The 25288-nt window shown below is 63.8% G+C and carries 27 protein-coding genes and 1 pseudogene; 13 read left to right on the top strand and 15 right to left on the bottom strand.

All coding sequences use genetic code 11. The annotated features are described in order from the left end of the window. Positions 1-94 precede the first annotated feature (94 nt). Entirely contained in the window at positions 95-883 is a 789-nt protein-coding gene (locus NKH21_RS18785; protein WP_352660453.1) for an IclR family transcriptional regulator, read from the top strand. Between the two features lie 67 nt (positions 884-950). Further along, positions 951-1787, top strand: a complete 837-nt coding sequence (locus tag NKH21_RS18780) for an amidohydrolase family protein (RefSeq protein WP_352660456.1) — start codon at positions 951-953, stop codon at positions 1785-1787. 6 nt (positions 1788-1793) lie between these two features. On the opposite strand, the gene NKH21_RS18775 is transcribed toward NKH21_RS18780, so the two are convergent. From NKH21_RS18775 to NKH21_RS18740, 8 genes are read right to left on the bottom strand one after another with little or no spacing between them, the layout of a single operon-like run. After that, entirely contained in the window at positions 1794-2759 is a 966-nt protein-coding gene (locus NKH21_RS18775) for an ABC transporter permease (RefSeq protein ID WP_352660459.1), read from the bottom strand. Positions 2760-2764: 5 nt separating this feature from the next. After that, a complete protein-coding gene (locus NKH21_RS18770) occupies positions 2765-3715 on the bottom strand; it encodes an ABC transporter permease (RefSeq protein WP_352660462.1) in 951 nt (316 codons plus the stop codon). Then, positions 3712-4455, bottom strand: coding sequence for an ATP-binding cassette domain-containing protein (locus tag NKH21_RS18765; protein ID WP_352660465.1), 744 nt, complete (start codon positions 4453-4455; stop codon positions 3712-3714). Before NKH21_RS18765 ends, NKH21_RS18770 begins: the two co-directional genes overlap by 4 nt. Next, positions 4448-5185, bottom strand: a complete 738-nt coding sequence (locus NKH21_RS18760) for an ATP-binding cassette domain-containing protein (protein ID WP_352660468.1) — start codon at positions 5183-5185, stop codon at positions 4448-4450. Before NKH21_RS18760 ends, NKH21_RS18765 begins: the two co-directional genes overlap by 8 nt. A gap of 57 nt (positions 5186-5242) precedes the next feature. Next, positions 5243-6430, bottom strand: a complete 1188-nt coding sequence (locus NKH21_RS18755; RefSeq protein WP_352866755.1) for an ABC transporter substrate-binding protein — start codon at positions 6428-6430, stop codon at positions 5243-5245. Between the two features lie 21 nt (positions 6431-6451). Further along, entirely contained in the window at positions 6452-7594 is a 1143-nt protein-coding gene (locus tag NKH21_RS18750; protein ID WP_352661294.1) for an extracellular solute-binding protein, read from the bottom strand. 20 nt (positions 7595-7614) lie between these two features. Further along, positions 7615-8775 carry a CaiB/BaiF CoA transferase family protein gene (locus NKH21_RS18745; protein WP_352660474.1) on the bottom strand — a complete coding sequence of 387 codons (1161 nt, stop codon included), beginning with the start codon at positions 8773-8775 and terminating at the stop codon, positions 7615-7617. Positions 8776-8778: 3 nt separating this feature from the next. After that, the gene (locus tag NKH21_RS18740; RefSeq protein WP_352660477.1) at positions 8779-9330 is read right to left on the bottom strand and encodes a MaoC family dehydratase; all 552 of its coding nucleotides are present in this window, start codon (positions 9328-9330) and stop codon (positions 8779-8781) included. 189 nt (positions 9331-9519) lie between these two features. Between NKH21_RS18740 and NKH21_RS18735 the strand changes: the two genes are divergently transcribed. Further along, positions 9520-10617: a lactonase family protein gene (locus NKH21_RS18735; RefSeq protein ID WP_352660480.1), complete on the top strand. Its 1098-nt coding sequence runs from the start codon at positions 9520-9522 to the stop codon at positions 10615-10617. A gap of 7 nt (positions 10618-10624) precedes the next feature. On the opposite strand, the gene NKH21_RS18730 is transcribed toward NKH21_RS18735, so the two are convergent. Next, entirely contained in the window at positions 10625-11338 is a 714-nt protein-coding gene (locus NKH21_RS18730) for a GntR family transcriptional regulator (RefSeq protein WP_023676076.1), read from the bottom strand. A 258-nt stretch (positions 11339-11596) separates the two neighbouring features. On the opposite strand from NKH21_RS18730, the gene NKH21_RS18725 reads away from it, so the two are divergent. From NKH21_RS18725 to NKH21_RS18700, 6 genes and pseudogenes are all read left to right on the top strand, one after another. Continuing rightward, on the top strand, positions 11597-12685 hold the full coding sequence (locus NKH21_RS18725; RefSeq protein ID WP_352660483.1) for an ABC transporter ATP-binding protein: 1089 nt from the start codon (positions 11597-11599) through the stop codon (positions 12683-12685). Between the two features lie 35 nt (positions 12686-12720). Next, positions 12721-14010 (top strand): ABC transporter substrate-binding protein, encoded by a 1290-nt coding sequence (locus tag NKH21_RS18720; RefSeq protein WP_352660485.1) that lies wholly within the window; start codon positions 12721-12723, stop codon positions 14008-14010. Between the two features lie 197 nt (positions 14011-14207). Further along, positions 14208-15119, top strand: coding sequence for an ABC transporter permease (locus NKH21_RS18715; RefSeq protein ID WP_352660488.1), 912 nt, complete (start codon positions 14208-14210; stop codon positions 15117-15119). Between the two features lie 4 nt (positions 15120-15123). Beyond that, the gene (locus tag NKH21_RS18710) at positions 15124-15942 is read left to right on the top strand and encodes an ABC transporter permease (protein ID WP_352660491.1); all 819 of its coding nucleotides are present in this window, start codon (positions 15124-15126) and stop codon (positions 15940-15942) included. Positions 15943-15944: 2 nt separating this feature from the next. Then, a complete protein-coding gene (locus NKH21_RS18705) occupies positions 15945-16685 on the top strand; it encodes an aspartate/glutamate racemase family protein (RefSeq protein ID WP_352660494.1) in 741 nt (246 codons plus the stop codon). Positions 16686-16690: 5 nt separating this feature from the next. After that, positions 16691-17528, top strand: a pseudogene (locus NKH21_RS18700) (GNAT family N-acetyltransferase). 51 nt (positions 17529-17579) lie between these two features. Here NKH21_RS18700 and NKH21_RS18695 read toward each other — a convergent pair. From NKH21_RS18695 to NKH21_RS18670, 6 genes are all read right to left on the bottom strand, one after another. Next, positions 17580-17726 (bottom strand): hypothetical protein, encoded by a 147-nt coding sequence (locus NKH21_RS18695; RefSeq protein WP_023716676.1) that lies wholly within the window; start codon positions 17724-17726, stop codon positions 17580-17582. A 76-nt stretch (positions 17727-17802) separates the two neighbouring features. Beyond that, positions 17803-19095: an NAD(P)/FAD-dependent oxidoreductase gene (locus NKH21_RS18690; RefSeq protein ID WP_352660497.1), complete on the bottom strand. Its 1293-nt coding sequence runs from the start codon at positions 19093-19095 to the stop codon at positions 17803-17805. Beyond that, positions 19092-20075 (bottom strand): branched-chain amino acid ABC transporter permease, encoded by a 984-nt coding sequence (locus NKH21_RS18685; protein ID WP_352661296.1) that lies wholly within the window; start codon positions 20073-20075, stop codon positions 19092-19094. The genes NKH21_RS18690 and NKH21_RS18685 overlap by 4 nt, the downstream gene beginning before the upstream one ends. Beyond that, positions 20072-20980 (bottom strand): branched-chain amino acid ABC transporter permease, encoded by a 909-nt coding sequence (locus NKH21_RS18680; protein WP_352660500.1) that lies wholly within the window; start codon positions 20978-20980, stop codon positions 20072-20074. Before NKH21_RS18680 ends, NKH21_RS18685 begins: the two co-directional genes overlap by 4 nt. Continuing rightward, positions 20977-21726 (bottom strand): ABC transporter ATP-binding protein, encoded by a 750-nt coding sequence (locus NKH21_RS18675; protein ID WP_352660503.1) that lies wholly within the window; start codon positions 21724-21726, stop codon positions 20977-20979. The genes NKH21_RS18680 and NKH21_RS18675 overlap by 4 nt, the downstream gene beginning before the upstream one ends. Continuing rightward, positions 21723-22520 (bottom strand): ABC transporter ATP-binding protein, encoded by a 798-nt coding sequence (locus NKH21_RS18670; protein ID WP_352660506.1) that lies wholly within the window; start codon positions 22518-22520, stop codon positions 21723-21725. The genes NKH21_RS18675 and NKH21_RS18670 overlap by 4 nt, the downstream gene beginning before the upstream one ends. Positions 22521-22647: 127 nt before the next feature. On the opposite strand from NKH21_RS18670, the gene NKH21_RS18665 reads away from it, so the two are divergent. From NKH21_RS18665 to NKH21_RS18650, 4 genes are read left to right on the top strand one after another with little or no spacing between them, the layout of a single operon-like run. Continuing rightward, complete coding sequence (locus tag NKH21_RS18665) at positions 22648-23385, top strand: GntR family transcriptional regulator (protein ID WP_352465994.1); 738 nt, start codon at positions 22648-22650, stop codon at positions 23383-23385. Then, positions 23382-23870 (top strand): DUF3830 family protein, encoded by a 489-nt coding sequence (locus tag NKH21_RS18660; RefSeq protein WP_352660511.1) that lies wholly within the window; start codon positions 23382-23384, stop codon positions 23868-23870. The genes NKH21_RS18665 and NKH21_RS18660 overlap by 4 nt, the downstream gene beginning before the upstream one ends. Continuing rightward, complete coding sequence (locus NKH21_RS18655; protein ID WP_352660514.1) at positions 23871-24230, top strand: TIGR04076 family protein; 360 nt, start codon at positions 23871-23873, stop codon at positions 24228-24230. It abuts the gene before it with no gap. Then, entirely contained in the window at positions 24227-25282 is a 1056-nt protein-coding gene (locus NKH21_RS18650; RefSeq protein ID WP_352660517.1) for an aldo/keto reductase, read from the top strand. Before NKH21_RS18655 ends, NKH21_RS18650 begins: the two co-directional genes overlap by 4 nt. Positions 25283-25288: the final 6 nt, after the last annotated feature.

The raw sequence follows: 25288 nt of genomic DNA, 5'->3' as shown, positions 1-25288 counted from the left end.
ACAAACAAAATATTTATAGGATCGTCAAGCCGAGAGTTCTTCCGGAAGCAACGGTTATGCGTATATGAAATGTGAAATTCACTGGAGAAGCCCAATGGCAGAGGACGAGGAAGACGAGCGCTATCGAGCCCCGGCGCTGGACAAGGGGCTCGACATCCTCGAGCTGCTGGCCGGCGTCGACGGCGGCCTGACGCAGGCGGAAATCGCCAAGAAACTCGACCGCAGCCCGAACGAGTTCTACCGCATGCTGGATCGGCTGGTGCGGCGCGGCTATGTCACGCGGCCGGATGGCGACCGTTACTCGCTGACGCTCAAGCTGTTTGGCCTGGCGCAGCTGCACGCGCCGGTGCGCCGGCTGGCTTCCTATGCGACGCCGCTGATGCGCGAACTGGCCGAAACCACACAGCAGGCAAATCAGCTGGTCGTCTTCGACCGCGGTTCCGCGGTAGTGATCGCACAGCAGGAGGCGCCGGATTACTGGGGCATCTCTATCCGCGTCGGCTCGCATATCAGCCTGTTCGACACCGGCTCCGGCCATGTGCTGCTGGCGTTCCGCCCGCCGGAAGAGCGGCAGATGATGATCTCCGAACATCTGCGCAGCACCGACAAGCCGCCGCAGTCGCCGGAATTCTTTGCTCGCCTCGACCAGATTAGGGAACGCGGCTACGAGATGATGGCGTCGATGCAGACGGCCGGCGTGTTCAACCTGTCGACGCCCGTTCTCGGCTCGGACGGCAAGGCGATCGCCGCATTGTCGATCCCCTACATTACCCTGGTCAACGCACTCAAGGCGCCCGACATCACCAGGACCATAGAGCTGCTGCTGGCAGCGACCGAAAAGCTGTCGCAACTGGCGGGATCGACCGTCAAGCAATCGCGATGAATTCTTATTTGAATGAAGAATTTCTCCGTGAGATGATCTCGAAGTCGCCAAGGAGGAGCGCGCCACCATGATCTTCGACACCCATCTCCACCTGATCGACCAGTCCGCGCTGCGCTATCCCTGGCTGACCGGCGTGCCGGCGCTCAACCGCGATTTCTCCTACGACGAATATGCAATCCAGGCCCGCCGCGCCGGCATCGATGGCGCATTGCACATGGAGGTCGATGTCGATCCAGCCGACATCGAGGCTGAAACCAGCCGTGTCAAAGCGCTGTCGCGGCAAAAGGGCAGTTTGCTGAGGGGGGCAATCGCCTCCTGCCGTCCGGAAGAGCCCGGCTTTGCCGCCTATCTCGAGCGCCAGCGTGCCGATCCTTTCGTCAAGGGTTTCCGGCGGGTGCTTCACGTCATGCCGGACGAGCTTTCGGAGGGCGCGCTGTTTCGTGAAAACATCAAGCGGCTTGCCGGCAGCGGCCTGACCTTCGACCTTGTCGTTCTGCCGCACCAGATCCCCAAGGCGATCGCACTCGCGAACCTCGCGCCGGATGTGCAGTTCGTGCTCGACCATTGCGGCGTGCCCGACATCAAGGGTGATGCCGAGCACCCCTGGCGCGAGCACATGGCGGAGATCGCGCAGCGCCCGAACGTCGTCGGCAAAATTTCCGGTGTCGTCGCCTATGCGGATGCCGGATCCTGGACTGTCGAAACGCTGCGTCCCTATGTCGAGCACACTATCGCATGCTTCGGCTGGGACCGGGTCGTGTGGGGCAGCGACTGGCCGGTCTGCACGCTTGGCGGCGGGCTTGCGACCTGGATTGCGGCAACGCACGCGCTGCTCAGCGGCGCCAGCGCTGATGAGCGACAAAAGCTGCTGTCCGCCAATGCCAAGCGGCTGTGGAGTTTGTAGGCCGGCTCAGATCGTCGCCGACACGTGCCGCTCGCGGCCGTAGAGTGAAACCAGGAGCACGATGACCAGGCCAAGTGCCGCCTGCACGGTCGAGGGCCGGAAGCCGAGCCCGATCAGCAGCGTGTTGATCTCCGTCAGCACCAGCACGCCGGCAATGGTGCCGAAATAGCTGCCGCGGCCGCCGACAAGGGCGGCGCCGCCGACCACCACTGCCGCAATCGTCTGGAACAGATAGGGCTGGCCGACATCGCCATAGGCCGAACCGGTGAAGCCGAGCAGCAGCACGCCGGCCGCGGCGGCAAAGAAGGCGCTCGCGGCATAGGTGACCGTCCACATGCGGACCGGATCGATCAGCGCCAGCGGCGCAGCACCTGGATTACTGCCCAGCGCATAGAGACGGCGGCCGTATGGCGTGCGTGCCAGCACCAGCGCCACCAGCAAGGTCAACGCCGCGACGCATGGCACCAGCCCCGGCACCGGCAGCGGTCCGACCGAACCGCCGATCGAAACGAAGGCGGAGACCGCTGCAGGCGCCGATCCGGATGGAAAGCCGCCGGTCCACAACAGCACGGCACCTTGCACGATCATGCCGACGCCGAGCGTGACGATCAGCGGGTGGATGTCGAGCCCGCGCGAGATCAGGCCGTTCAGCGCCCCGATCAGTATGGCGAGCGCGACGACGACCGTGCAGACAAGAGCAAAATTCCAGCCGCCGCCGTAGAGCTGTGCGGCAACGACATTGGCAAAGCCGATGATGAAGGGGATCGACAGATCGATGCCGCCGAGAATGACGACGAGGGTCTGGCCGATCGATGCCACCGCCAGCAGCGAGGCGATCACCAACAGTGCCCGGATGGCGAAGGGCTGGGAGTAGCCCGGAATGAGCAAGGTGCCAAGGAGATGCAAGGCGACAGCGACGGCAAAGGCACCGGCGACGCGGGCATTGGTGGACTGGAACCAGTTCCGGCGCATGTTTCTCAGCCTTTCCGTCCCGATAGCCGCTCCTGCAGCGCCGTCATGATGACGGCCACAACCAGGATCGCGCCATAGGCGATCTGCAGCACATAGGTGGAGACGTTGAAGGCGGTCAGCACGCTCTGCAGCAGGAAGATGTCGATAGCGCCGATCGCAGCCCCGGCGAGCCCGCCGCGCCCGCCGGCAAGGCTGACGCCGCCGAGCGCCACCGCGGCAATGGCGATCAGCGTGTAGGTCGGTCCGATGTTGGGGTCGGCCGAGCCGATCAGCGCGGTTAGCATCAGGCCGGCACAGGCGGCAAGTATGCCGGTCATGACATAGGCGATGAAACGCACTTTGGTGACCGGAACGCCCGCCGTGTAGGCGGCGCGGTCGTCGCTGCCCACCGCCATCAGCTGGTCGTAGTAAGGCGTCTGCCGCACCAGCCACCAGGACAGGAAGATCAGCGACAGCGGCAGTGCCGACCAGGGTCCGGCCATCGCCTTCAGCCAGCCCGGCGCCGGCCCGATCGGCGCCGGCAGGATGGTCAGCGTCATGCCGGTGAGAATCAGATAGGTGCCGAGCGTCGCAACGATCGGCTGGATGCGGAGGATGGTCGCCAGAAAGCCGTTGGCGGCGCCGACGATCGCGCCGATCAGAAGCGCCGCCGGCACGATGACCAGCGGCGAAGATATCCCAAGCCTGAGAAACAGCAGTTGGATTACTATCGCATTGACGAAGCCCATCAGCGGCCCGACGGAAATGTCGATGCCGCCGCGCCCGGCGAGGATCACTGGAGCCGAAGCGAGCGCTGCGCCGATCAGCGGCGCGGCGAGCCCGATCAGCGCGCCCCAGGCGGCAGGATGAAAGCGCGCCGGATTGAGCAGCAGATTGACCGCGATCAGGATCACCAGCAGTACCGCCGCAAAGCCAGCGCCGCGCCATCGCGCCGCCATGCGCCGCAACCCGCTCATGCCGCGCGACCGAACATGGCGGCGATCACCGCATCGCTTTTCATTGCGTCTCCGGTGATTTCGGTCGCCACCTGCTGTTCGCGAAACACCAGCACGCGATGGCAAAGCAGCAGGATCTCCTCGATCTCGCTCGACAGGATGACCAGAGCCATGCCGTCCGCCGCCAGTCCACGAAACACATCGTAGAGGACATGGCGCGTCGCCACGTCGACACCGCGCGTCGGATCATTGAGCAGCAGGATCGCCGGTTCCAGCGCCAGTGCACGGGCCAGAAGCACCTTCTGCTGGTTGCCGCCGGAAAGCGTGGTGATCGGGGCGTCCGGCCGTGGCGCGATGATCGACAGTCTGTCCCGGTAGCGCTCATAGCGCTGCCGCCGCGCGGCGAAGCTGAGCAGGCCGAAACGCGTATCGCGCGACAGCGTCGAGACGGCAAAATTGTCGAGCACCGATTGGGTCGGAAAAATGCCGGTGGTGCGCCGGTCGCGCGGCAAATAGGCGATGCCGCCGGCGACCGCCTTGCGGAAATTGGTGATCGCGCGCGCTCCGGTTGACGCCTCGACGGTCACCTCGCCGCCGGCCGGACGTTCCAGGCCGGCCAGCACTTTCAGGAACCGCTCCTGGCCGTGGCCGTCGAGGCCGGCAAGGCCGACGATCTCGCCCGGCGCAATGGTTTGCGTCATGGGGCTTGCGCCCGGCGCGATCACCAGGCCGCGCACCGAAAGGCTGGCGCGATCAGCCATTCGCCAGTTCCGCCGCAGTGCGTGGCGCCATCGCCCTGAGAAGTTCGGATGCGGTGGACGTGCCGCGTTCCTCGGTCGTCACCACGCTGCCGCCGCGCAGGACGGAGATCCGGTCCGAAAGCGCCATCACCTCGTCCATGCGATGGGTGATGAACAGGATCAGGCAGCCTTCTGAGGCAAGCTTGCGCATCATGGCGAAGACCGCCTCGCGATCGGCAAAGTCGAGCGCCGCCGTAACCTCGTCGAGGATGAGAATGCGCGGGTTGCGGACCACGGCGCGGGCGAGCACTACCAATTGCTGAACCGCCAGCGGCAATTGCCCGGCCAACTGGTCGAGCGGGATCTCGGTCACTGCGAAGCGCTTCAGCACCGCTTGCGCGCGTTGCCGCCGCTCGGCGCGCGGCACAGTGCGCGTCAGCAGGCCGTCGAGGCCGAGCAGGATGTTGTCGGTCACCGAACGGTCAGGCGCGATCAGCACTTCCTGGAACACGGTGGCGAACCCGGCGCCCTGGAAGGCCGCCGGCGAGAGGCCGGTAAAGGGCGCTCCGTCGAGCAGGATCGCGCCGCTGTCCGGCTGCACGATCCCCGACAGCAGCTTGACCAGCGTGCTCTTGCCCGAACCATTCTCGCCCAGGATGGTGTGGATCGTGCCGGCGCGGAATGCGATGGAGGCATTGGCCAGCGCAATCGTTTCGCCGTAGCGTTTCGAGATGGCCTGGACTTCCAGCATGAGCAATCCTGATGGAGAAAACCGGCACCGCTGGTGCGGAGCCGGCTTTCATAAATGCTACTTGGCGCAGGCGTCCGGCACCTTCGAATAATCCCAGCCCTTGGTCGGTGCCGGATTGGCGAAGTAGGCATCGAGCCATTCCTCCGGCATCGGATCCTTCGGCGGGACCGGGAAGATCGAGACGGCGTCCGGCGTCATGCAGTCCTTGTACCAGGCGCCGAGGTCGGCATTGTGCACCGGCGGAATCGGGATCAGCAGCGTGTTGAGCTTGGGCTTCTGCCCATCCAGCATGCGCGCCCCGACACGAAACAGCGTCTCGGCCGTCCAGTGCGGCAGAACCGCATGGCCCTCGAAGCGGTATTTGTCGGGATTGGCCTTCCAGTAGCCGAGTGCATCGCCGGTGATCGAGCCGGTGATCAGCGGGGCAGGGCGGCCAGCCTCGGCAAAGGCCTCGGCAACGACACGGCTTTCGCTGCCCGTCGTCCACACTGCATCGATCGGCGCCGGATTGGTGGCGATCGCCTGCAGCACCGCCGTCTTGGTAACGTTAGCCGTCCAGTTGCCGTTGACGCTGCGCGAGACCTTGAGCTTTGAATTTTCGGCCAGCGCCTTGTCGGCGCCCTGGCGCTCCTGCACGACGATCGGGTGACCGGCAATGCCCTCGACCAGAAGCACGCTGCCGCCGTCCGGCATTGCTTTGCCGATCGCCGTCATCATGTCGTAGCCCCAGCGCGCATAATTGGAATCGACGTTGATCGCATTCGGGCTGGTCACCGACCCAGCTGCCGTGATGAAGGGGATGCCGGCTTTGGCTGCGGCATCGATGGCATCGTCCAGCGCCGTCGCCGAGCCGGGGATCGAGGTGATGATAGAGCATTTCTTGTCGATGAAGGCGCGGATCTGGTTGATCTGCTGACTGGCGTCGTTGTTGGAATCCGACACCTCGAAGCTCGCCACGGTGCCGTCGGCGATCAGGCCGTCGACCAGCCGCTTCAACTCCTTGGTGACGGTGACGCGCCACGGATTGCCCTGGTACGACTCGGAGTGGCACCATTTCCACGGCTTTGGCGGCGGCGTGAAATTGTCCCAGGCCGACGGCAGCACCTTTTGCGGCGCGCCGTCATATTGGGCCTTCAGTTCGGTCGGCAATCCAGCAATCACGCCCATAATGTCTTGAGCGCAGGCTATGGTCGTGACCGATGCAAGTGCGGTTGCGGCCATAAGGCCGCGGATCAGGCTGTTCATGTTCTCCTCCGTTCGGTTGTTTCAGGCTCCTCCGCCGGCAACGCCGGACACCTGCGTCGAAAGGCTTTCCCGAAACAGGCGATTGAGATCGGCAACGACGCGAGCGGCATTGTGCCTTTCGCTCAGGCCGAGATTGATGCGATCGGACGCCGCCTGCTGGAACGCCATGTAGCCGTCGTGCCGCGGCCTGACCCAGGCACCTTCGAGCGTGGCCCGCGTATCCTTGTAGAAATTGCCGGTGGCTGCGTTGACGGCGGCATCCTCCCAGGCTGCCGCATGGCCGGGCTGGCCGCCGGCCGAGGCGTAGAGGCTGCGCTGCACCTCGCCGCTGGCGATCCAGTAGGCGAAGTCGATGGCCGCCTGCCTGGCCTTCGAGAAGGCCGACACGGCGATGCCGGTCCCGCCGAGCGCCGAGCCTTTGGGGCCGGCATTGCCCGCGGCCGGGATATCCGCAAAGGCCAGGCGGTTGGGTCGAAACCCGGCAATGGCATAGGAAACGTAGCCATAGATCAGCGGCGCGCAGGCAATCCGTGATCCCGATCCGGCCATTTGCTCCAGAACCGCGATCGGATCCATGCCAAGACAGGCCGGGTCGACGAGGGCTGCGATCTCGCGCATCATCTCGAAGACCTGATTGCCCGTTGCCGGATCCACATGGTCGCCAGGGCCTTCGGCGGCCGGCCGGCCGAGATTGCCGGCAAGCGTGTAGAACGTCATCAGCGAATGCGGCGGCCTGAGCGGCAACAACACGTGGCCTTGCCGCGCCAGATCGAGTGCATCGGCCCAGCTCGCCGGCGCAGCCGAAAGCATGTCGGGCCGCCATGCCTGCATCTGGCTCGCCGCGTCGATCGGAAACGCCCACTGCCGGCCTTGCCAGTTGTAGCTCGGAAACGACCGGCCGACACTGCCCGCCACAAGTGCCGCGCGTTCGGCTTCCCGGCCGGCGACATCGAGCGGCGTCAGGCAGCTCTCGGCGGTGATCTGGCCGACATGCGGATGGTCGATGACGATCAGATCATAGGTACGGGCCAGCTCCTCGACCGGGAAGGATTCGAAATCCTGCAGCGAGCGCTTGTCCCATTCGATTGCGACGCCGGTCCGTTCTTTCCACAGCGCCGAACAGGCGACCATCGGGTCATAGCCGCGCGGATGGCTCCAGGTCATGCCTTTGAGCGTGACGTCGCTCACAGCCCGAACTCCGCGCGGATCTTTGCGCTGTGCTCGCCGATGCGCGGCGCGGCCCGCTCGACCTTGGCGCGGATGCCGTCGACCCTGAGCGGCGAGCGCGTGGTGAGGATCGAAACGTCATCCTCGCGCGTCACCGTCTGCAGCATGTCGAGGACCTGGAAGCCTTCGCTGGCCATCATCTCCGGCCATGTCAAAACCTTGGCGCACCAGATGTCGGCAGGCTCGAGAATGCCGAGCCACTCGTCGACCGTCCTGGTCGCGATCTTTTGCGCGATGATCGCCTTGATCTCGTCGCGGGCGGTGAACCAGGTCGACGGCTGGTCGCGGTAGGGCGCAAGTTCCTCGAGCCCGAGCAGATCGGCGAGTTTCGAGATCGGTGTCATCGCGATCGCCAGATAGCCGTCCTTGGCCGGATAGACGCCGTAGGGCGCCGACAGATAGGCGTGCGCGCTGCGGAAGCTCGACCGCCGCGGTAGCCGGCGCCCGTCATTGAGATGCGTGGTCAGCACCTCGAACTGGAAGTCGACCAGCGCTTCGAGCAGGCTGGTCTCGACATGGCTGCCCTTGCCGGTCACGCTGCGCCGCACCAGTGCCGCAAGAATGCCTTGCGCGGCGGCGGAGCCCGCCAGCATGTCGGCGATCGCCAGCCCGAAGGGCACCGGCCCCTGGTCCTCGTCGCCGTTCAGCCACATCACGCCGGAGCGGGCCTGTGCCAGCAGATCCTGCCCGGGCCGTTTGACCCACGGGCCTTCCTCGCCATAGCCGCTGATCGAGGCATAGACCAGGCGCGGATTGATCTTGCGCACCGCCTCGTAATCGAAGCCCAGGCGTTCGATGACGCCGGGCCTGAAATTCTGGATCAGCACGTCGGCCTTGGCCAGCAGGCCGCGCAGCGCCGCAAGGTCAGCCTCGTCCTTCAAGTCGATTGCAAAGCTTTCCTTGGCGCGGTTGATCGCGTGGAAAATAGTGGAATCGCCGCCGATCTCGGTGTCACTGAGATAGAGCCGGCGCGACAGGTCGCCGCCATCCGGCCGTTCGATCTTGATGACGCGAGCACCGAGGTCGAGCAGTCTGAGCGAGCAGTAGGGCCCGGACAAGAACTGGCTCATATCGACAACGATGAGCCCGGTCAGCGGCAGTTCGGCAATGGCCGCCATTGCCTATTTCTCCGTCTTGCCGGCGAAATCGGCCGGATTGCGGTACTTCACCGTCTGCAGGTGCTCGCAATAAAGCACGAGCTCGCCTTCACCCTTGAAGACTTCGTAGCTGGCGCGGATCAGCCCCATTTCCTTGTATTTTGGCTTCTTGTCGAGGTTGGAGCGGATCGAATAAATCGTGTCGCCGATGAACACCGGCTTGATGAAGCGCAATTTGTCGTAGCCATAAGAAAAGGCGTTGATGCAGTTGGTGGCGACCAGCCCGAGCCCGGCCGAGAACACGAAGGCCCCGGCGACCAGCCGCTTGCCGAAAATGCCTTCCGTTTCGGCGAACATCTGGTCCTGCACGTATGGATGGATATCGAGTACCAGCGTGTTGAAGAGATGGCTGTCGCCCTCGGCAATGGTCCGGCGCAGCGAGCGGATCTTCTGGCCGACCGGCCAGTCTTCGTAGAACCAGTTCTCCGCGTTCCAGACGGGGAGGTCGGCATGATCCCTAGGCATGTTGGCGGGGTGTGTCGATGCCACGCCCACGGTTGGCGCGAAACCGCTCATGACGGCTTCCCCGGGCAGCGGGAATCGTCCATCAGGGCGCGCCGCAGACCAGCGAAATGCATGATCGATCCTCCCGTCAATCTTCTTTTGTGAATAGTATTTTCACATATGGGGTTGTGTTGCAAGCGTGAACAGGCGAAATTTTGCCCGTTCCGTGCGGCCAATGCCGGCGGAACAAGGGAGGAAGTGATGCAGAATGCCTGTCTGGTTTTCGTCGGCAGCCTCAATCGCGACGCCCCGTATTTTCAAGGCGCGCGCGGTGTCGGGTTGGGTGTTTACAGTTTCGACGAGGGGACGCTGGAGACGAAGAAACTGGCCGAGACGGAAGACATCGACAATCCGACCTTCCTGTCGGTGACGCCGGACGGCTCCCACGTCTACGCCAATTCCGAAGTGTTCACCTGGCGCGAAGGCGTGGTCTCGGCTTACCGCTTCGACAGGCAGACTGCCACGCTGTCCTACATCAACAAGCAGCCGACGCTGGGCAGCATCACGGCGCACAACACCATCACGCGCGACCGGACGAAGCTGCTGGTCGCCAATTACGGCATGGGCGAGGGCGGCCCCGATCGCTCGGTCGTGGTCTTGGGGCTGCGCGAGGATGGCGGCCTGACAGCGCCGTTGTCGAGCGTCGCGCATAGCGGGACCGGACCAGACCTCGCCCGCCAGGAGCGGCCGCATGCCCATAGCGTAACCGAGACGGTTGCCGGCGGCATGGCGATCGTCGCCGACCTCGGCATCGACCGGCTGGTGTCCTATCGGATCGGCTCAGACGGCAGCCTGACCAAACTGGCCGAGTCGGCACTCGCGCCGGGCGCCGGTCCGCGCCATTTGGCGCTGCATCCGGGCGGCCGCTTCGTGTTCGTCATGAACGAGCTGGATTCGACGGTCGTCTCGCTGGCGCTGGACGAGGCATCAGGCAAGCTTACGGTGATCGACAGCAAGGCGGCCGTGCCGGCCGAGGCGCGCGACGGCAATCACTGCGCCGACATCCAGATCTCGCCCGACGGCCGCTTCCTCTATGGCTCCAACCGCGGCCATGACAGCATCGCGGTGTTTTCGGTCGACCAGCAAACCGGCAGGCTTGCCCTTGTGGGCTATACGCCTTGCGGCGGCGCCACGCCGCGCAATCTGGCCCTGACACCCTCGGGCGGCCATCTCTTCTCGGCCAACCAGAACGCCGACCGCATCTCGATTTTCGCGCGCGACGCAGCCACCGGCCGGCTGACCGACACCGGCCGATCCATCGATGTCGGCACGCCGATGTGCGTGAGGATTGTGCGTTGACGTGATCTCAGAACTCGAGCGCCTGCCTGAGTGCCGGGCCGCTCCTGACGCGCAAATCGAGGTCGGCCTCGATATGGTCGATGTGGTGCAGCATCAGCGCGCTGGCGCGTTCGGCATTGCCATTTTCCAGCGCCTCGAGGATCTGCGTGTGTTCGTTGTGGCCGCAGCTCGAGATGCCCGAGCGGCCATAGAGTGCGATCACCAGCGATGAACGAGCGACCAATTCCTCCATGAAGCGCTGCAGGATGACGTTTCCCGCGACCGACGCCAGAAGCAGGTGAAAATCCCCCGACGCCTTGATCTCCGATCGCCTTGCGTTCGGTCCGCGCTCGGCGATGAAACGGCCTTCTTCGTCGAGCTGGGCCTTGAACGCGGCGACATGCGCCGGCGTCATCCGCCCGGCGGCGGCAATCGCGATGCCTGGTTCGATGAGCCGGCGCGAAGCAAAAACCTGCCGCGCTTCCTCCGGCGACGGATTGGCGACGAAGGCGCCGCGATTGCGCTCGGTGCGCACCAATCCCTCGAAGGAAAGCATCTGCAGTGCCGCACGCGCCACGGTGCGGCTGACATCGAACAGCGTGCCGACTTCGCCTTCGGAAAGCTTGGTTCCCGGCGCCAGCCGGCGATCGACGATCGCGTCGCGCAACTGGTCGCGGATCGCCTGCGCGCGATCCTCGTTGGCAGCCTCGATAGCAGGGAAAGTCTGGTCGGCAATGTTCATGGCGGTGATCCTGCGTACTTCTACCCTGAATCGCATCGCTTGGACGAGAGACAAAGTGAATACAGGGATGAAAAAGATTGCATACGATTTTTGCGAGGATCGGCAGCAATCGCCTATAATTTGTGCATTGCACAAGCGTGCCGTATCGGCAGCCATATGGAGGCGGCTCTGATTTCTTCGAGGATTCAGTCGGTTGGTGCGGCGGCGCGCAACTGGCACGCATGATGCTTTGGCTACTCCGACCAAAGGGGAAGCTGGATGTCCAAAGCCGCCGAAATCGACATTGTGTCCGTTTCGAAAGTCTATGGCGCAACGACTGCCGTCGAAGGCATCAGCCTGAAAATCCCTGCGGGAACCTATTGCTGCCTGCTCGGTCCGTCCGGCTGTGGCAAGACCTCGACGCTGCGCATGATCGCCGGGCACGAAAGCATATCGAGCGGCGATGTGCGTCTCGGCAACATTGTGGTCACCGACCTGCCACCGGCTAGGCGCGGCACTGCCATGATGTTCCAATCCTACGCACTGTTTCCGCATCTTGACCTGATCGACAATGTCGCGTTCAGCCTGAAGATGAAAGGCGTCGGCAAGGAGGAGCGCCGCGCCAAGGCACTCGACATGCTGAAGCTGATGCAGATGGAGGCCTATGCCAGCCGTCGTCCGGCGCAGCTTTCCGGCGGCCAGCAGCAGCGCGTTGCTCTCGCCCGCGCACTGATCACCGATCCCGAGGCGCTGTTGCTCGACGAACCGCTATCGGCGCTCGATCCGTTCCTGAAAATCCGCATGCGGGCCGAACTGAAGAAGCTGCAGACGTCGCTCGGCATCACTTTCGTCCACGTCACTCACAGCCAGGAAGAGGCGATGGCGCTGGCCGACCTGATCGTGGTGATGAACGACGGCCGCATCGAGCAGGCGGCGCACCCTCGCATCGTGTTCGAGCGGCCGGCCACCGCCTTCGTCGCCCGTTTCATGGGCGACCACAATGTCATCTCCGGCCGCGTCACCGGCAGTCGCGACGGCATGGTCGTTTTCGATGTGCCCGGCGGCGTCACGCTCGCCGCCAGCGGGCAGGGCAGGGAGACCGGGGAGCCCATCGATATCGCCATTCGCACGGACCACGTGCGCATCGGCGAGCCGCCGGCAGCCGGGCTCGGCTTCACCGGCATCGTTTCAAACGCCGAGTACCGCGGTTCGACCGTGAAGCTCTCGGTCAATGGCGCCGGCATCGAGGATTTCACGGTGATCGTCGACGACACCAGCTTCTTCGCCAGGCCGGTTGCCGTCGGCGACGCAGTGCCGATCGCTTGGGACGCCGAGGACGCGATCGTCCTTGGCCGTCTCCATTCCTGAATCCAGCATAACCAACCAAAACAGGGGAACTGAACATGACCAACACCACCGACAAGAAGACTGGAATATCGCGACGTTCGCTGCTCAAGACAGGTGCCGCCGCCGTCGGTTTTGCCGCCGGTTCCGGCGCCATATCGGGCTTTCCGACCATCTGGGCGCAATCGAACATCACGCTGCGCCAGTTCGGCACCGGTGTGTCTAACCTCAATGCCATCGCCGACAAGTGCAAAGCCGATCTCGGCATCACGCTGGAGATGACGGCAACCGATTCCGACGCCGCCGCGCAGCGCGCCGTGACGCAGCCCGACAGCTACGACATCGCTGATATCGAATACTGGATCTGCAAGAAGGTGTTCCCGACAGGCGTCCTGCAGCCGATGGATGTCACCAAGCTGAAATACTACGACGAACTGGTGCCGCTGTTCAAAACCGGCAAGCTGACGCCGGACAGCGTTATCGCCCAGGGCACCGCGCCGCATACGGTCGGTTACGTCGAGGCGCAGGACAGCAAGGCCTTCGCCAAGGCGCCGACCAATTGGTTCACCATGGTGCCGACGATCTACAATGCCGATACGCTCGGTATCCGCCCCGACCTCGTCGGCCGCGATATCACCACCTGGGCCGACATCATGGATCCGGCCTTCAAGGGCAAGACCGCCATCCTCAACATCCCATCGATCGGCATCATGGATGCGGCGATGATCATGGAAGCCACCGGCAATATCAAATATGCCGACAAGGGCAACATGACCAAGGAGGAGATCGACAAGACGATCGACTTCCTGATCAAGGCCAAGCAAGCCGGCCAGTTCCGCGCCTTCTGGAAATCCTTCGACGAGAGCGTCAACCTGATGGCTTCAGGCGAAGTGGTGATCCAGTCGATGTGGTCGCCGGCCGTGGCCGCGGTCCGCTCCAAGGGCATCGCGTGCCGGTTCCAGCCGCTCAAGGAAGGCTACCGCTCCTGGGGTGGCGGGCTTGGCCTGGCAGCCCATCTCTCCGGCGCCGAACTCGACGCCGCCTATGAATACATCAACTGGTACACCTCCGGCTGGGTAGGCGGCTATCTCAACCGCCAAGGCTACTACTCGGCCAACATGGTGTCGGCCAAGAAGTTCATGTCCGAGGACGAGTGGGGCTACTGGATCGAAGGCAAGCCGGCTAAGGGCGATATCCTGTCGCCGGACGGCAAGGTCATGGAAAAGGCCGGCGCCGTGCGTGACGGCGGCTCGTTCGAAGAGCGTATGGGCAAGGTCGCCTGCTGGAACTCGGTCATGGACGAGGACCGCTACATGGTGAAGCGCTGGAACGAGTTCATCGCTGCTTGATGCCCTCTGCCTTCTCCCCTTGTGGGAGAAGGTGGATTGGCGCGCAGCGCCAAGACGGTTGAGGGGTGCTGGACGGAGCACTGTTGGTGCCAAGCTGGAACACCCCTCATCCGGCCGAGCTTCGCTCGGCCACCTTCTCCCACAGGGGGAGAAGGGAACACCCCTCAGTCGCATCGCCGACTTCGACCGAGATATAGATGGCAGTAGCGCTCGAACAATCCACGCACGTTACGTCTGCGAAGCCAGCGCGACGTAGGCGCTCCTTTGCCGGCCTCGCACCCTATCTCCAGGCGGCACCGCTGGCGCTGATCCTCGGCGCGTTTCTCCTGCTGCCGATCCTGATGATCGCCGTGGTCTCATTCTGGGACTACGATTTCGCGGCGATGTACCCGGATTTCCTGACCACCAACTACGCCGACACGCTCGGCTCCTGGGTCACCTGGAAAACCTATCTCAACACGCTGAAATATGCCGCCATCGTCTGGGCGCTGACGCTGTTCATCGGCTTCTGGGTCGCCTATTTCCTCGCCTTCCATATCAGGACCACTGCCATGCAGATGGTGCTGTTCCTGGTCTGCACCGTGCCGTTCCTGACCTCCAACATCATCCGCATGATCTCGTGGATTCCGGTGCTTGGCCGCAATGGCCTGGTCAACTCGACGCTGGTGCAGATGGGACTGATCCCGAAGCCGATCGAATGGCTGCTCTATTCCGAATTCGCGGTGGTGCTCGCCATGGTGCATCTCTACACACTGTTCATGGTGACGCCGATCTTCAACACGCTGATGCGTATCGACAAGTCGTTGATCGAGGCCGCACGCGATGCCGGCGCTTCCGGCTGGCAGGTTCTTTGGAACGTCATCATCCCGCTCGCCAAGCCCGGCATGGCGATCGGCACCATCTTCGTCGTCACGCTGGTGATGGCCGATTTTTCGACCGTGCAGGTGATGTCCGGCGGCCAGAGCGCCTCCGTCGCGCTGATGATGAAGAACCAGATGTCGCTGCTGCAGTATCCGGCGGCCGCTGCCAACGCGGTCGTGCTGCTGGTATTGGTCCTGCTGATGGTCGCGGGCATCTTGCGCATCGTCGACATTCGCAAGGAGCTGTGAGATTTTGAGTCACGACAAGCGGACCCTCAAATTCTATGTACTGGCGGCGTTCTTTGCGCTTTTCGTGCTGTTCCTCTACGGCCCGCTTTCGGCGATCCTTATCCTGTCCTTCCAGGGCGAGAATGGCGGTCTGACATTTCCGCTGAACGGCGTCTCGCTGCACTGGTTCGCCAATTTGTTCGAGCGCCAGGCGGTCGGCGACTTCGGCGGCAGCTTCAAACGCTCGCTCATCCTTGGCCTGATGGTGATGATGGTGACTGTTGTCGTGTCGCTGCTTGCCGGTCTGGCCTTCCGGCAGAAATTTCGCGGCGCAACCGCACTGTTCTATCTGGCCGTCGCCAGCCTCGTAGTGCCCTCGATCATCATCAGCCTTGGCATCGGCGTTGTCTTTCAGCAGATCGGTTTCCGCCCCGCCTGGTACACGTCCGCTTTGGGCGCCCATTTGACCTGGACCTTGCCTTTCGGCGTGCTGATCATGTTCGCCGTCTTCAACCGGTTCTCGCCGGCCTATGAGGAAGCCGCGCGCGATCTCGGAGCATCGTCGTGGCAGACCTTCGCCCATGTCGTTCTGCCGATGATCGCACCCAGCCTGATCGGTGTCGGCCTGTTCGGCTTCACTCTGTCATATGACGAGTTCGCCCGCACGCTGATGACCTCGGGCACGTTCAACACGCTGCCGCTCGAAATCTACGGCATGACGACCAATGTGACGACACCGGTGCTCTATGCGCTGGGCACCGTGACGACCGTGTTTTCCTTCCTGGTCATCCTGCTGACGCTCGGCGCGATCGTCTATGTCGGCCGCCGCCGCGAGCGTGCCTGACAGTGCAGATCCTCGTCGTCAATCCAAACACCACCGCCAGCATGACCGACACTATCGCAGCCGCGGCCCGATCTGTCGCCGGCGCATCGACGACGATCGTTGCGGTCACCTCGACGATGGGACCTGTGTCGATCGAAGGCTATTATGACGAGGCGCTTGCCGTGCCCGGCCTGCTGGTCGAGATCGCCGCCGGCGAACGCTCGGGCGCGCAAGCCGCGATCATTGCCTGTTTCGACGATACCGGCCTTGATCCCGCACGCGCCATGGCTAACATTCCGGTCATCGGCATCTGTGAGGCATCGCTCAGCACGGCCTCGTTTATCGCCCAGCGCTTCACCGTCGTCACCACCACCGGGCGTTCGCGCGTGCCGGTCGAAGGGCTGGTCCAGCGCTATGGCATGGCGGGGCGGGCGCGTGTGCGCGCCGCCGATATCCCGGTTCTTGCCCTCGAAGATCCGGCGTCCGGCGCACTGCCCAGGCTGCGCAACGAGATTGCGCGCGCCATCGACGAGGATCGCGCCGAGGCGATCGTGCTCGGCTGTGCCGGCATGGCCGACCTGGCGGTGGCGCTGCAGCGGGAATTCGGGCTTCCGGTCGTCGACGGCGTGGGCGCTGCGGTGAAACAGGCCGAGGCATTGATCGCGCTTGGCCTGACGACATCCAAGCGCGGCGCCTATGCAAGCCCATTGGCAAAGCCCTATCATGGTGCGCTGAAATCCTTCGCGCCTGGTGCCGCCGATTGATCGCAATGCCCCGAACGATCCGAACGCTCGCACGTGACGAAGTGGAAACCCTTGTCGATTGGGCGGCGGCGGAAGGCTGGAATCCCGGCCTCGGCGACGCCGCGCTGTTCCAGGCAGCCGACCCGCAGGGCTTCATCGGCGCCTTTGTCGACGGCGAATTGTCGGCCGGTATTTCGGCCGTTGCCTATGGCGACGATTTCGGCTTCATCGGCCTCTACATCTGCCGGCCGGACAGGCGTGGCCAAGGCCACGGCAAGGCCGTTTGGGATGCCGGCATGGCGCGGCTCGGCAAGCGCACGATCGGCCTCGACGGCGTCGTCGAACAGCAGGCCAACTACCGCAGTATGGGCTTTGCGCCGGCCTACCGGTACGATCCGGTTCATGGGATCACCGAATGTCCCGGCAGCCGCCGGCAGTGAGATTCGCGCCATAGGACCGGAACTCGTGCCGGACATACTGGACTATGACCGCCGCTTCTTTCCCGGCCCGAGGCGATCCTTCCTGGAACATTGGCTGCGCCCGCCGCATATGGCGCTTGCGATCATCAAGCACGGCGCCATTGCGGGATACGGCGTCGCGCGCCAATGCCGGGACGGCTTCAAGATCGGCCCGCTTTTTGCCGACGATCTGGACGCGGCAAGCCGTCTCTTCGCCACGCTTGCGCACATGTGCGGTCCCGGAAACGTCCATCTCGACGTTCCCGAAACCAGCGGGCAATTTGCAGCTTTGCTGTCGTCCGCCGGCCTTCAGCCGGGCTTCGAGACCGCTCGAATGTACAAGGGAAAGGCGCCGCAGCTCATGCAGTCTGGTGTCTATGCGATAACGACGTTGGAGTTGGGGTGAGGCGGTGCAAGCCGACTTCCAGCGCAAAATCGGGTAACAGGAATATGTGATCTACTTTTCCTGAACTGAAATGCCGGAATCGTCGATACGAAGTTCCACGCCTTTCGGCTTAGTCTCCTCGCGATAAACGTAAATGCCCAAGGCAATGACGGCGACGACCAAAGCGCCGATGATGAGATAAAGATAGTTCTGCTTCATCCGCTGTCGTTAACAACATGATGTGAGTGAGTCTAGCAGTTCGGGTATCAGGACGGCGGACAGACACGCACGTCGATCAGCCATCCAGCCGGTCGCGCAGCATGCTCCAGGGGAGCACCATGTTTGGTGCATGCCGCATCAGGCTGTGGAACGGGATCGGCGACGGCGGCGCAAACGGCAGCAGCAAATCCTGAGGCTTTGTTCCATCAGCCCAGTCGGCAAGCACCTTGCCCATGGCAGTCGTCATGGCGATGCCGCGCCCGTTACAGGCAAAGCCCGCGATCAGGCCGGGGCCGAGATCGACGAGGTGCGGCAGGAAGTCGGGCTCGACGGCAGCCATCCCCGACCAGCTATATTCAAGCGGCGGGATGTCCGGGAGATCGAGGTGCTTGGCGAGCCGTCTCCAGATCGCCCGCGGCACCCGCGTGTCGGCACCGGGGCCAAAAACATGCATGCCGCCGGTGATCAGCCGGTTTTCGCTATCGAAGCGGAAGGTGAAAAGATTGCGCCTGGTGTCGCCGACGCCTTGCCCGCCCGGAAGCAAGCGGGTGCGTATTTCGCGCGGCAGCGGCGCCGTCGCGATCTGGAAGATTTTCAGCGGGAAATAGGTTCGCTGCAGCGCGCAATCCAGCGCGCCGCCATAGGCGTTGGTGGCGACCAGCACTTTTTCGGCGCGGACCGAACCGGAGGCCGTCTTCAAAGCCCAACCATCGCCTACGTGATCGATCGACGCGACACGCGTATGCTCGAAGATGAGCGCTCCGGCCCTTTCCGCCGCGTCGGCGAGCCCGCGCGCATATTCGACCGGATTGAGGACACCGCCCGACCTGTCCATCCAGCCGCCGAGATAGCCGCGAACGCCGGTCAGTTCCTCGACCGCCTGTCTATCCAGCGCGACAGCCGGCCTTCCGCGTCGCGCCCATTGTTCGGCGCGCGATCTAGTTTTTTCCAAAGCGGCCGGCGAATGGGCGGGTTGTATCCAGCCGCTCTGAACTGCATCGCATTCTATGCCGTGCCGCTTGATCAGGTTGAAGACGAGGTCGGCGCTGCCGGTGGCGAACCCGATAAGGCGTTCGCCGCGTTCGGGCCCGAGCTGGGCAATGATATCGTCGGGGTCTCTTTTCGCGAAATTCGGCACGACGAAGCCGGCGTTCCTGCCGGTCGCGCCCCAGGCGATGATTTCTGCCTCGAGGACGGCGACCGCGACGCCTTTCTCGGCGGTGTGCAGCGCGGTTGAAAGGCCAGAAAATCCGCCGCCGACAATCGCCAGATCGACATCGAGTGCACCTTCGAGAGCGGGCCGGTCGCGGCGGTTGCGGCCGACCGCGTGCCATAGCGACAGGCCGCGTGGCATGGCAACGCTGCTCATGACCTTGCAGCGCTCTCGTCCGGTGTCACTTTCGTGCTCTTGCCAAACCTCACACGCCGCGGCCTGTCGCCGAACAGGCCGTTCGGCCTGACCAGCAGGATGACGCACAGCATCACGCCGATCGCCACGATCTGCAGCGAGGCGGCGCGGGCCTGTTGTTCGGGCGAGAACAACACACTCGTCAAGGCTCCCGATCCGGCCCATATCGCCCAGACCAGGATGCTGCCGATGACGGCGCCGATGTTGCTGCCCGAGCCGCCAACGATCAGCATCACCCAGACCTGGAAAGTCAGCGCCGGCAAATAATTGTCCGGAGCGATGAAGCCGGTGAAATGCGCCTGCAACGCGCCGGCAAGTGCCATGATGGCACCGCCCACGGCAAAGGCCTGGACACGGTAGAAACGTGCGCTTTTACCTAGGGATATCGCCGCCCGCTCGTCCTCGCGAAGCGCCTTCAACACGCGCCCCCACGGGCTGCGCGACAGATGCTCCAGCGCGAGATAGACGATCAGCGTCACCACCGAGACGATCGCAAGGTTCGAAAGGTTGAACAGCAACGGCGTTTCGGCGAGACCGCCGAACGGACGCGGAATGAAGCCGATGCCGAACGGGCCGCCGGTCAGCTTCTGGGCATTGAGCGCTACCAGTTGCACGACGACGGCGACGCCGAAAGTAGTGATCGCCAGATAGTCCGATCTCAGGCGCAGCGTGGCGATGCCGGTGATGGCGGCGGCGACACCGCCCACCAGCATGGCGCCGAGCCAGCCGACAAGGATCGGCAGATCGAAGCCGCCGAGCCGCGCGGCATCGTCGGGCGTGGTCAGCAGTGCCGAGGTGTAGGCGCCGATGGCAACGAAGCCGGCGACCCCGACATTGAAAAGCCCGGTCAGCCCCCACTGCAAATTGAGCCCGAGCGTGACGAGCGAAAAGATCAGCGCGGTGGTCAGGAAGAAAGCGCCGTAGCCGAGCAGATCCATCAGCGTTCCCTCACTCCGAAAAGGCCGATGGGCCGCACGAACAGCACCGCCATCAGGATGACGAAGGAAACGGCTGCCCGCCATTCGGCGCCGATCAATTGCACGGCACCCGCTTCGGCCATGCCGATGATCAAACCGCCGAGGACGGCGCCGGGCACACTGCCGATGCCGCCGAGGATGGCGGCCGCGAACATCGGCAGCAGCATCTCGAAACCCATGAACGGGCGGATCTGGATGAGAATGCCGATCATGACGCCGGCGACGCAGGCCAGCGCGCCGCCGATGATCCAGGTGACGCGCACCACCTTGGCGACGTCGATGCCGACGATGCGGGCAAGTGCCGCGTTCTGGCTCAACGCCTGCATCGAGCGGCCGGTCTGGGTCCGCGTCATCAGAAGATGCACACCGAGCACCAGGACGGCGGTCAGCAGCAGCAGCGCGATCTGGTCGGGGGTGATGCGGATGCCGAAGCCTATCGGCATCGCGATCTGGATGGCCCGGCTAAAATAGGTCGGACGCGAGGTGAAGATGAATTCGAGCAGGCTTCTCAGCGCCATCGAGGCGCCGAAGCTCGCCATCACCACGATGATCGCCTGGCCCTTGGCGCGCAGCCGCGCGAACAACACCATGTCGAGCGCCAGCGCCAGCATGCCGGTGGCCGCCATGCCGATGATGAGCGCGACGACCAGCGGCCAACCGAAGGAGAGGGGAGCGATCGGCGCGATCTTGCCGAACATCGCGCCGATGGCCCCGACGACGGCGAGCGTCGCATAGGCGCCCCAGGCCATGAAGTCGCCATGGGCGAAGTTCGAGAACCGCAGGATCGAATAGGTGAGAGTTACGCCGATTGCGCCGAGGCCGATCATGGAACCTGCCAGCAGTCCGTCTACGACAAATTGCAGGCTCATGCCGCACTCCCTTGTCCAAGGTCGAGGCGGCGCTGGCCAAGATAGAGTTCAGCGACGACTGGATCGTTCCAGAGCTCGGCGGCGACACCCTGGTGCCGCTCCTTGCCCTCAACCAGCACATAGGCGCGGTCGCCGATGGCAAGCGCTGCCTTGGCGTTCTGCTCGACCAGCAGGATGGTGACGCCGGATTCGCGGATGCCGGCCAGCATCTCGAACACCATCGACACGAATTTCGGCGACAGACCGGCCGACGGCTCGTCAAGCACCAGCACCTTGGGATGGATGATCAACGCCCGCGCGACGGCCAGCATTTGCCGCTGTCCACCCGACAGGTTGCCGGCGGCGGTCTTGCGCTGACGGGCGAGATCGGGGAAGGCCGCATACATTTCCCCGATGCGGGCTGGCGTCTCGCGCGGCCTCAGGATGCCGCAGGCGACCCTTAGATTGTCCTCGACCGACATCAGCGGGAAGATGTTCTCTGTTTGTGGCACGAAGGCAAGGCCAAGGCGGACCATGGTGTGGGCGGGCGACGCCGTGATATCCTTGCCGTCCAGCAGCACCGTGCCGCCGGTGATCGGGACAAGGCCGGCGATTGCCTTGATAAGGCTCGACTTGCCGGCGCCGTTGGGACCGAGAACGACGACGATCTCGCCCTGGTCGACGGTGATCGAAGCGCCGCGCACGATCGGAACGCCAGGCTCGTAGCCGGCTTCGAGATCGCGGACGTCGAGTACCCTTTGGCTCATGCCGCGCCCCCGAGATAGGCCTCGATGACGCGTGGGTCGCGCGCCACTTCGTCCGGGGTGCCTTCGCACAGAAGCTGACCGCTCGCCATGACCAGCACGCGATGGCAAAGCCGCGTCACCATGTCGATATTGTGTTCGATCAGCAGAAAAGTGATGCCGCGCGCATTGATGTCGCGGATGCGGTCGATGATGACTTCGAGCAATGTCGCGTTGACCCCGGCCGCCGGCTCGTCGAGCAGGATGATCGCCGGATCGGCCATCATCACGCGGGCCAGCTCGAGCAGCTTGCGCTGGCCGCCTGAAAGCACGCGCGCAGGTTCGTGCGCGAGGTGAGCGATCGTGACGAGCTCGAGCAGCTCGATAGCTCTCGTCTCGGCAGCCCTTTCTTCGGCAGCGACCCGCCGGGGTGTCAGGAAGTTGGCGAGCAGTTTTTCTCCGGCCTGCCCCTGCGCGGCCAGCATGACGTTTTCGATCAGCGTCAGGTTAGGCAAGGGCCGGGGGATCTGGAACGTGCGGCCAAGGCCGCGACCGATGCGGCGATGGGCTGCTTCCCCCGACACCGATACGCCGTTGAGGAGGATTTCGCCGCTAGTCGGTAGAATGCTGCCGGCGAGCAAGTCGAACATCGTGGTCTTGCCGGCGCCGTTCGGGCCAATGAGGCCAAGTATTTCGCCCGGCCGGACGTCGAACGAGACATTGTTGACCGCGACCAGGCCGCCGAAGCGTCTGAGGACGTTCCTGGCCGTGAGGACCGGCGTGCGGATCTCCTCCTGCCGTTCCGTCGTGTCGCTCATCAATCCCTCTGGCCGAAAGCGATCTTCGTCGCCTATGATTTGATTTGTGATCACACTTGCTTTGATCACGCTATTCGGCTTTAATTTCTTGCGCAAGCCGAAAACGGGCCAGAGACCGGGACTGCCCATGCAGAAGGCCGCCATCGAAAAGAACAATGAGGTGATCGCCGCCCAGCTTACGCCGGTCGGGCGCGAGACCGTGCAGGATCGCGTCTATTCGGAGCTGCGCCGCGCCTTGATCGGCGGCCTTTTCGAGCCGAGCCAGGTTCTGACCATCCGCGGCCTCGCCGACGCGCTGGTCACCAGCACCATGCCGGTGCGCGAGGCGCTCGGAAGGCTGATCACCGAGAAGGCGCTGGAGGCGCTTCCCAACCGCTCGGTGCGCGTGCCGCCGATCACGCTGGAGCGCATCGACGACCTCTTGCGGGCCCGCTCTCTGATCGAGGGTGAAGCGATCGCCTTGGCCGCGACGCGCATGAACGCGCGCCAGATTGCTTCGGTCGAGGCCATGCTCGGCGAATGGGACGAGATGCGGGCGCTGAAGCACAAGAAGGATATCGATCGCGAGGCGACGCTCAACCAGAGCTTCCACTTCGAGATCTACCGCTGCTGCGGTTCCGCCGTGCTGATCCCGATGATCGAGAGCCTGTGGCTCCAATCCGGACCTTGTATCCGCGTCGCCATCTACGCCTTTTCGGATGCCGGAGAGGTCGATACCGCCCACTACCACCGCAGCATCGTCGCAGCGCTTTCCAGGCAGGATGCGCAAGCGGCGCGCGAGGCGCTGGTGGCCGACATAAGCCGGCCTTTCGCCTTCCTGCGCGACAAACTTCAGTCCACAAGCAAGGAAGGATTGAGGGCATGACGGCGCCTGGCATCAGCATCACCGAGCCGCGCTCACAGCTTTCCGTGACCGCGCTGCTGTTGCCTGAAAAGGCGCCTGACAACGCCGCCTTCCTGCTGGCCTATCTCGACCGGCCGCGAATCGTTGCCGGCATCCATGCGATGTGGACGGGGCCGGAAATCTCCTGCCCGGTTCCATCAGCCGAACTTGAGGGCCAAACCTATGCCCGGCCCTTGCCAGCGGAGAATGCAACGCTGACGCCGCAGCCAGGCGACATCGTGTTGTGCTACGTGCCGCCGCGTATGTGGGGTGGCAACCCGAATGCCATCTTCGACATCGGCTTGTTTTATGGACAGGGTGCACGCCTGCTGTTCCCGATCGGCTGGCTTGCCGGAAGCGTCGTCGCGCAGGTGCTGCCTGAGGAGCGCGATAAATTCGCAGCCGCTTGTGGCGTGATCCGCCGCAACGGCGCCTGCGACATCACCTTCACCCGGGTGGAGATCTGAATGGCTGAGACCGACGACAGTTTCGAACTCTTCGACCTTCGCGTCGAGGCGGTCATCCCCAAGGGTAAGCCGATCTATTGCGGCGCCAAGCCCGGCGACCATTTCGAGTTGAAGGGCGAGATGCTGTCGATGCCGGCGGGGCAAGGTTTCTCGATCTATTCCATCGCGGCCGTGTTGCCGCTTCTAGCAGCAAAGCAGCGCCCGACCCACAGGAACGACTGGATGACATCGGACGCCGAGATCGCCTGTCCCGATCCCAATTGCGCCAGCCGGCTGCGGATCATCAGGACCGGCAAGCGGCGGTTCAGCCATTCAGAGACCACGGCGGTGCCGCTGCCCAAGGAGAATGACCGGAGATGACCGCCAAGGCATTCGAGCTCAGCCCCGGCTACACGATCTCGCGCGTCATTCGCGGCGGCTGGCAGCTTGCCGGCGGGCACGGCGCGATCGACTGCCAACAGGCGGTGACCGACCTGATCGTCACCTTCGACGCCGGCATCAGGACCTATGATTGCGCCGATATCTATACCGGTGTCGAAGAGCTGATCGGCGCGGCGCGCCTGCGCCTTGCCAATGAGCGTGGCCTCGACGCTGCCGCCAAGATGAAGGTGCACACCAAGCTGGTGCCTGACCTCGAGCGGCTTTCCACGATCAGCCGCGACTACATCAGCAGCATCGTCGACCAGTCGCTGCGGCGGTTGAAGACTGAGCGGCTCGATCTTGTGCAGTTCCATTGGTGGGACTATTCGGTGCCCCGCTATGTCGATGCGATGGGCTGGCTCGACGAAATCCGCAGGAAAGGCAAGGTGCGCAACATTGGCACCACGAACTTCGACACGCCGCGGCTGGCCGAGATCCTGGCCGCAGGTGTGCCGCTGGTCAGCCAGCAATTGCAATACTCCGTGCTCGACCAGCGGCCGGCCAACAGCCTTGCAGCACTCGCCAGCCGGCATGGCGTCAGTTTCCTCTGCTACGGTTCGGTGGCGGGCGGCTTCCTCAGCGAAAAATGGCTTGGCGTTACCGAGCCGCAGACGCCGCTCGAAAACCGGTCGCTGGTGAAATACAAGCTGATCATCGACGACTTCGGCGGTTGGGAGCTTTTCCAAGAGTTGCTTCGCACACTGAAGGCCGTCGCCGACCGCCACGGCGTCGATATCGCCACCATCGCCAGCGCCTGGGTGCTGGAGCAGCCGCAAGTGGCGGCCGTCATCGTCGGCGCCCGCAACCAGGCGCACGCCCTTGCCAATGCCAGAATCATGGACATCGCGCTCGATGTCGACGACCGGGCGAGGATCGCTGCCGTGATCGCGCAAAGCCGTGGGCCGCTGGGCGACGTCTACACATTGGAACGCGACCGTCACGGCCGCCACGGCTCGATCATGCATTACAATTTGAATGCAGGCAGGAAATGAACGCGG

Origin of the sequence: Mesorhizobium sp. M1329, assembly GCF_040318035.1 — a bacterium.
Classification (GTDB): domain Bacteria; phylum Pseudomonadota; class Alphaproteobacteria; order Rhizobiales; family Rhizobiaceae; genus Mesorhizobium.
Note: the sequence above shows the minus strand (reverse complement) of the source record. Positions and strands in the feature narration are given on the sequence as shown.

Excerpts from the sequence above, each read along its gene's own strand:
- NKH21_RS18675 (WP_352660503.1), bottom strand. The coding sequence starts at position 21,726 with ATGAGCCAAAGGGTACTCGACGTCCGCGATCTCGAAGCCGGCTACGAG.
- NKH21_RS18725 (WP_352660483.1), top strand. The coding sequence starts at position 11,597 with ATGTCCAAAGCCGCCGAAATCGACATTGTGTCCGTTTCGAAAGTCTAT.
- NKH21_RS18785 (WP_352660453.1), top strand. The coding sequence starts at position 95 with ATGGCAGAGGACGAGGAAGACGAGCGCTATCGAGCCCCGGCGCTGGAC.
- NKH21_RS18760 (WP_352660468.1), bottom strand. The coding sequence starts at position 5,185 with ATGCTGGAAGTCCAGGCCATCTCGAAACGCTACGGCGAAACGATTGCG.
- NKH21_RS18740 (WP_352660477.1), bottom strand. The coding sequence starts at position 9,330 with ATGAGCGGTTTCGCGCCAACCGTGGGCGTGGCATCGACACACCCCGCC.
- NKH21_RS18745 (WP_352660474.1), bottom strand. The coding sequence starts at position 8,775 with ATGGCGGCCATTGCCGAACTGCCGCTGACCGGGCTCATCGTTGTCGAT.
- NKH21_RS18770 (WP_352660462.1), bottom strand. The coding sequence starts at position 3,715 with ATGAGCGGGTTGCGGCGCATGGCGGCGCGATGGCGCGGCGCTGGCTTT.
- NKH21_RS18695 (WP_023716676.1), bottom strand. The coding sequence starts at position 17,726 with ATGAAGCAGAACTATCTTTATCTCATCATCGGCGCTTTGGTCGTCGCC.
- NKH21_RS18655 (WP_352660514.1), top strand. The coding sequence starts at position 23,871 with ATGGCTGAGACCGACGACAGTTTCGAACTCTTCGACCTTCGCGTCGAG.
- NKH21_RS18670 (WP_352660506.1), bottom strand. The coding sequence starts at position 22,520 with ATGAGCGACACGACGGAACGGCAGGAGGAGATCCGCACGCCGGTCCTC.
- NKH21_RS18690 (WP_352660497.1), bottom strand. The coding sequence starts at position 19,095 with ATGAGCAGCGTTGCCATGCCACGCGGCCTGTCGCTATGGCACGCGGTC.
- NKH21_RS18775 (WP_352660459.1), bottom strand. The coding sequence starts at position 2,759 with ATGCGCCGGAACTGGTTCCAGTCCACCAATGCCCGCGTCGCCGGTGCC.
- NKH21_RS18730 (WP_023676076.1), bottom strand. The coding sequence starts at position 11,338 with ATGAACATTGCCGACCAGACTTTCCCTGCTATCGAGGCTGCCAACGAG.
- NKH21_RS18780 (WP_352660456.1), top strand. The coding sequence starts at position 951 with ATGATCTTCGACACCCATCTCCACCTGATCGACCAGTCCGCGCTGCGC.
- NKH21_RS18665 (WP_352465994.1), top strand. The coding sequence starts at position 22,648 with ATGCAGAAGGCCGCCATCGAAAAGAACAATGAGGTGATCGCCGCCCAG.
- NKH21_RS18750 (WP_352661294.1), bottom strand. The coding sequence starts at position 7,594 with ATGACCTGGAGCCATCCGCGCGGCTATGACCCGATGGTCGCCTGTTCG.
- NKH21_RS18755 (WP_352866755.1), bottom strand. The coding sequence starts at position 6,430 with ATGAACAGCCTGATCCGCGGCCTTATGGCCGCAACCGCACTTGCATCG.
- NKH21_RS18660 (WP_352660511.1), top strand. The coding sequence starts at position 23,382 with ATGACGGCGCCTGGCATCAGCATCACCGAGCCGCGCTCACAGCTTTCC.
- NKH21_RS18715 (WP_352660488.1), top strand. The coding sequence starts at position 14,208 with ATGGCAGTAGCGCTCGAACAATCCACGCACGTTACGTCTGCGAAGCCA.
- NKH21_RS18735 (WP_352660480.1), top strand. The coding sequence starts at position 9,520 with ATGCAGAATGCCTGTCTGGTTTTCGTCGGCAGCCTCAATCGCGACGCC.
- NKH21_RS18680 (WP_352660500.1), bottom strand. The coding sequence starts at position 20,980 with ATGAGCCTGCAATTTGTCGTAGACGGACTGCTGGCAGGTTCCATGATC.
- NKH21_RS18720 (WP_352660485.1), top strand. The coding sequence starts at position 12,721 with ATGACCAACACCACCGACAAGAAGACTGGAATATCGCGACGTTCGCTG.
- NKH21_RS18650 (WP_352660517.1), top strand. The coding sequence starts at position 24,227 with ATGACCGCCAAGGCATTCGAGCTCAGCCCCGGCTACACGATCTCGCGC.
- NKH21_RS18765 (WP_352660465.1), bottom strand. The coding sequence starts at position 4,455 with ATGGCTGATCGCGCCAGCCTTTCGGTGCGCGGCCTGGTGATCGCGCCG.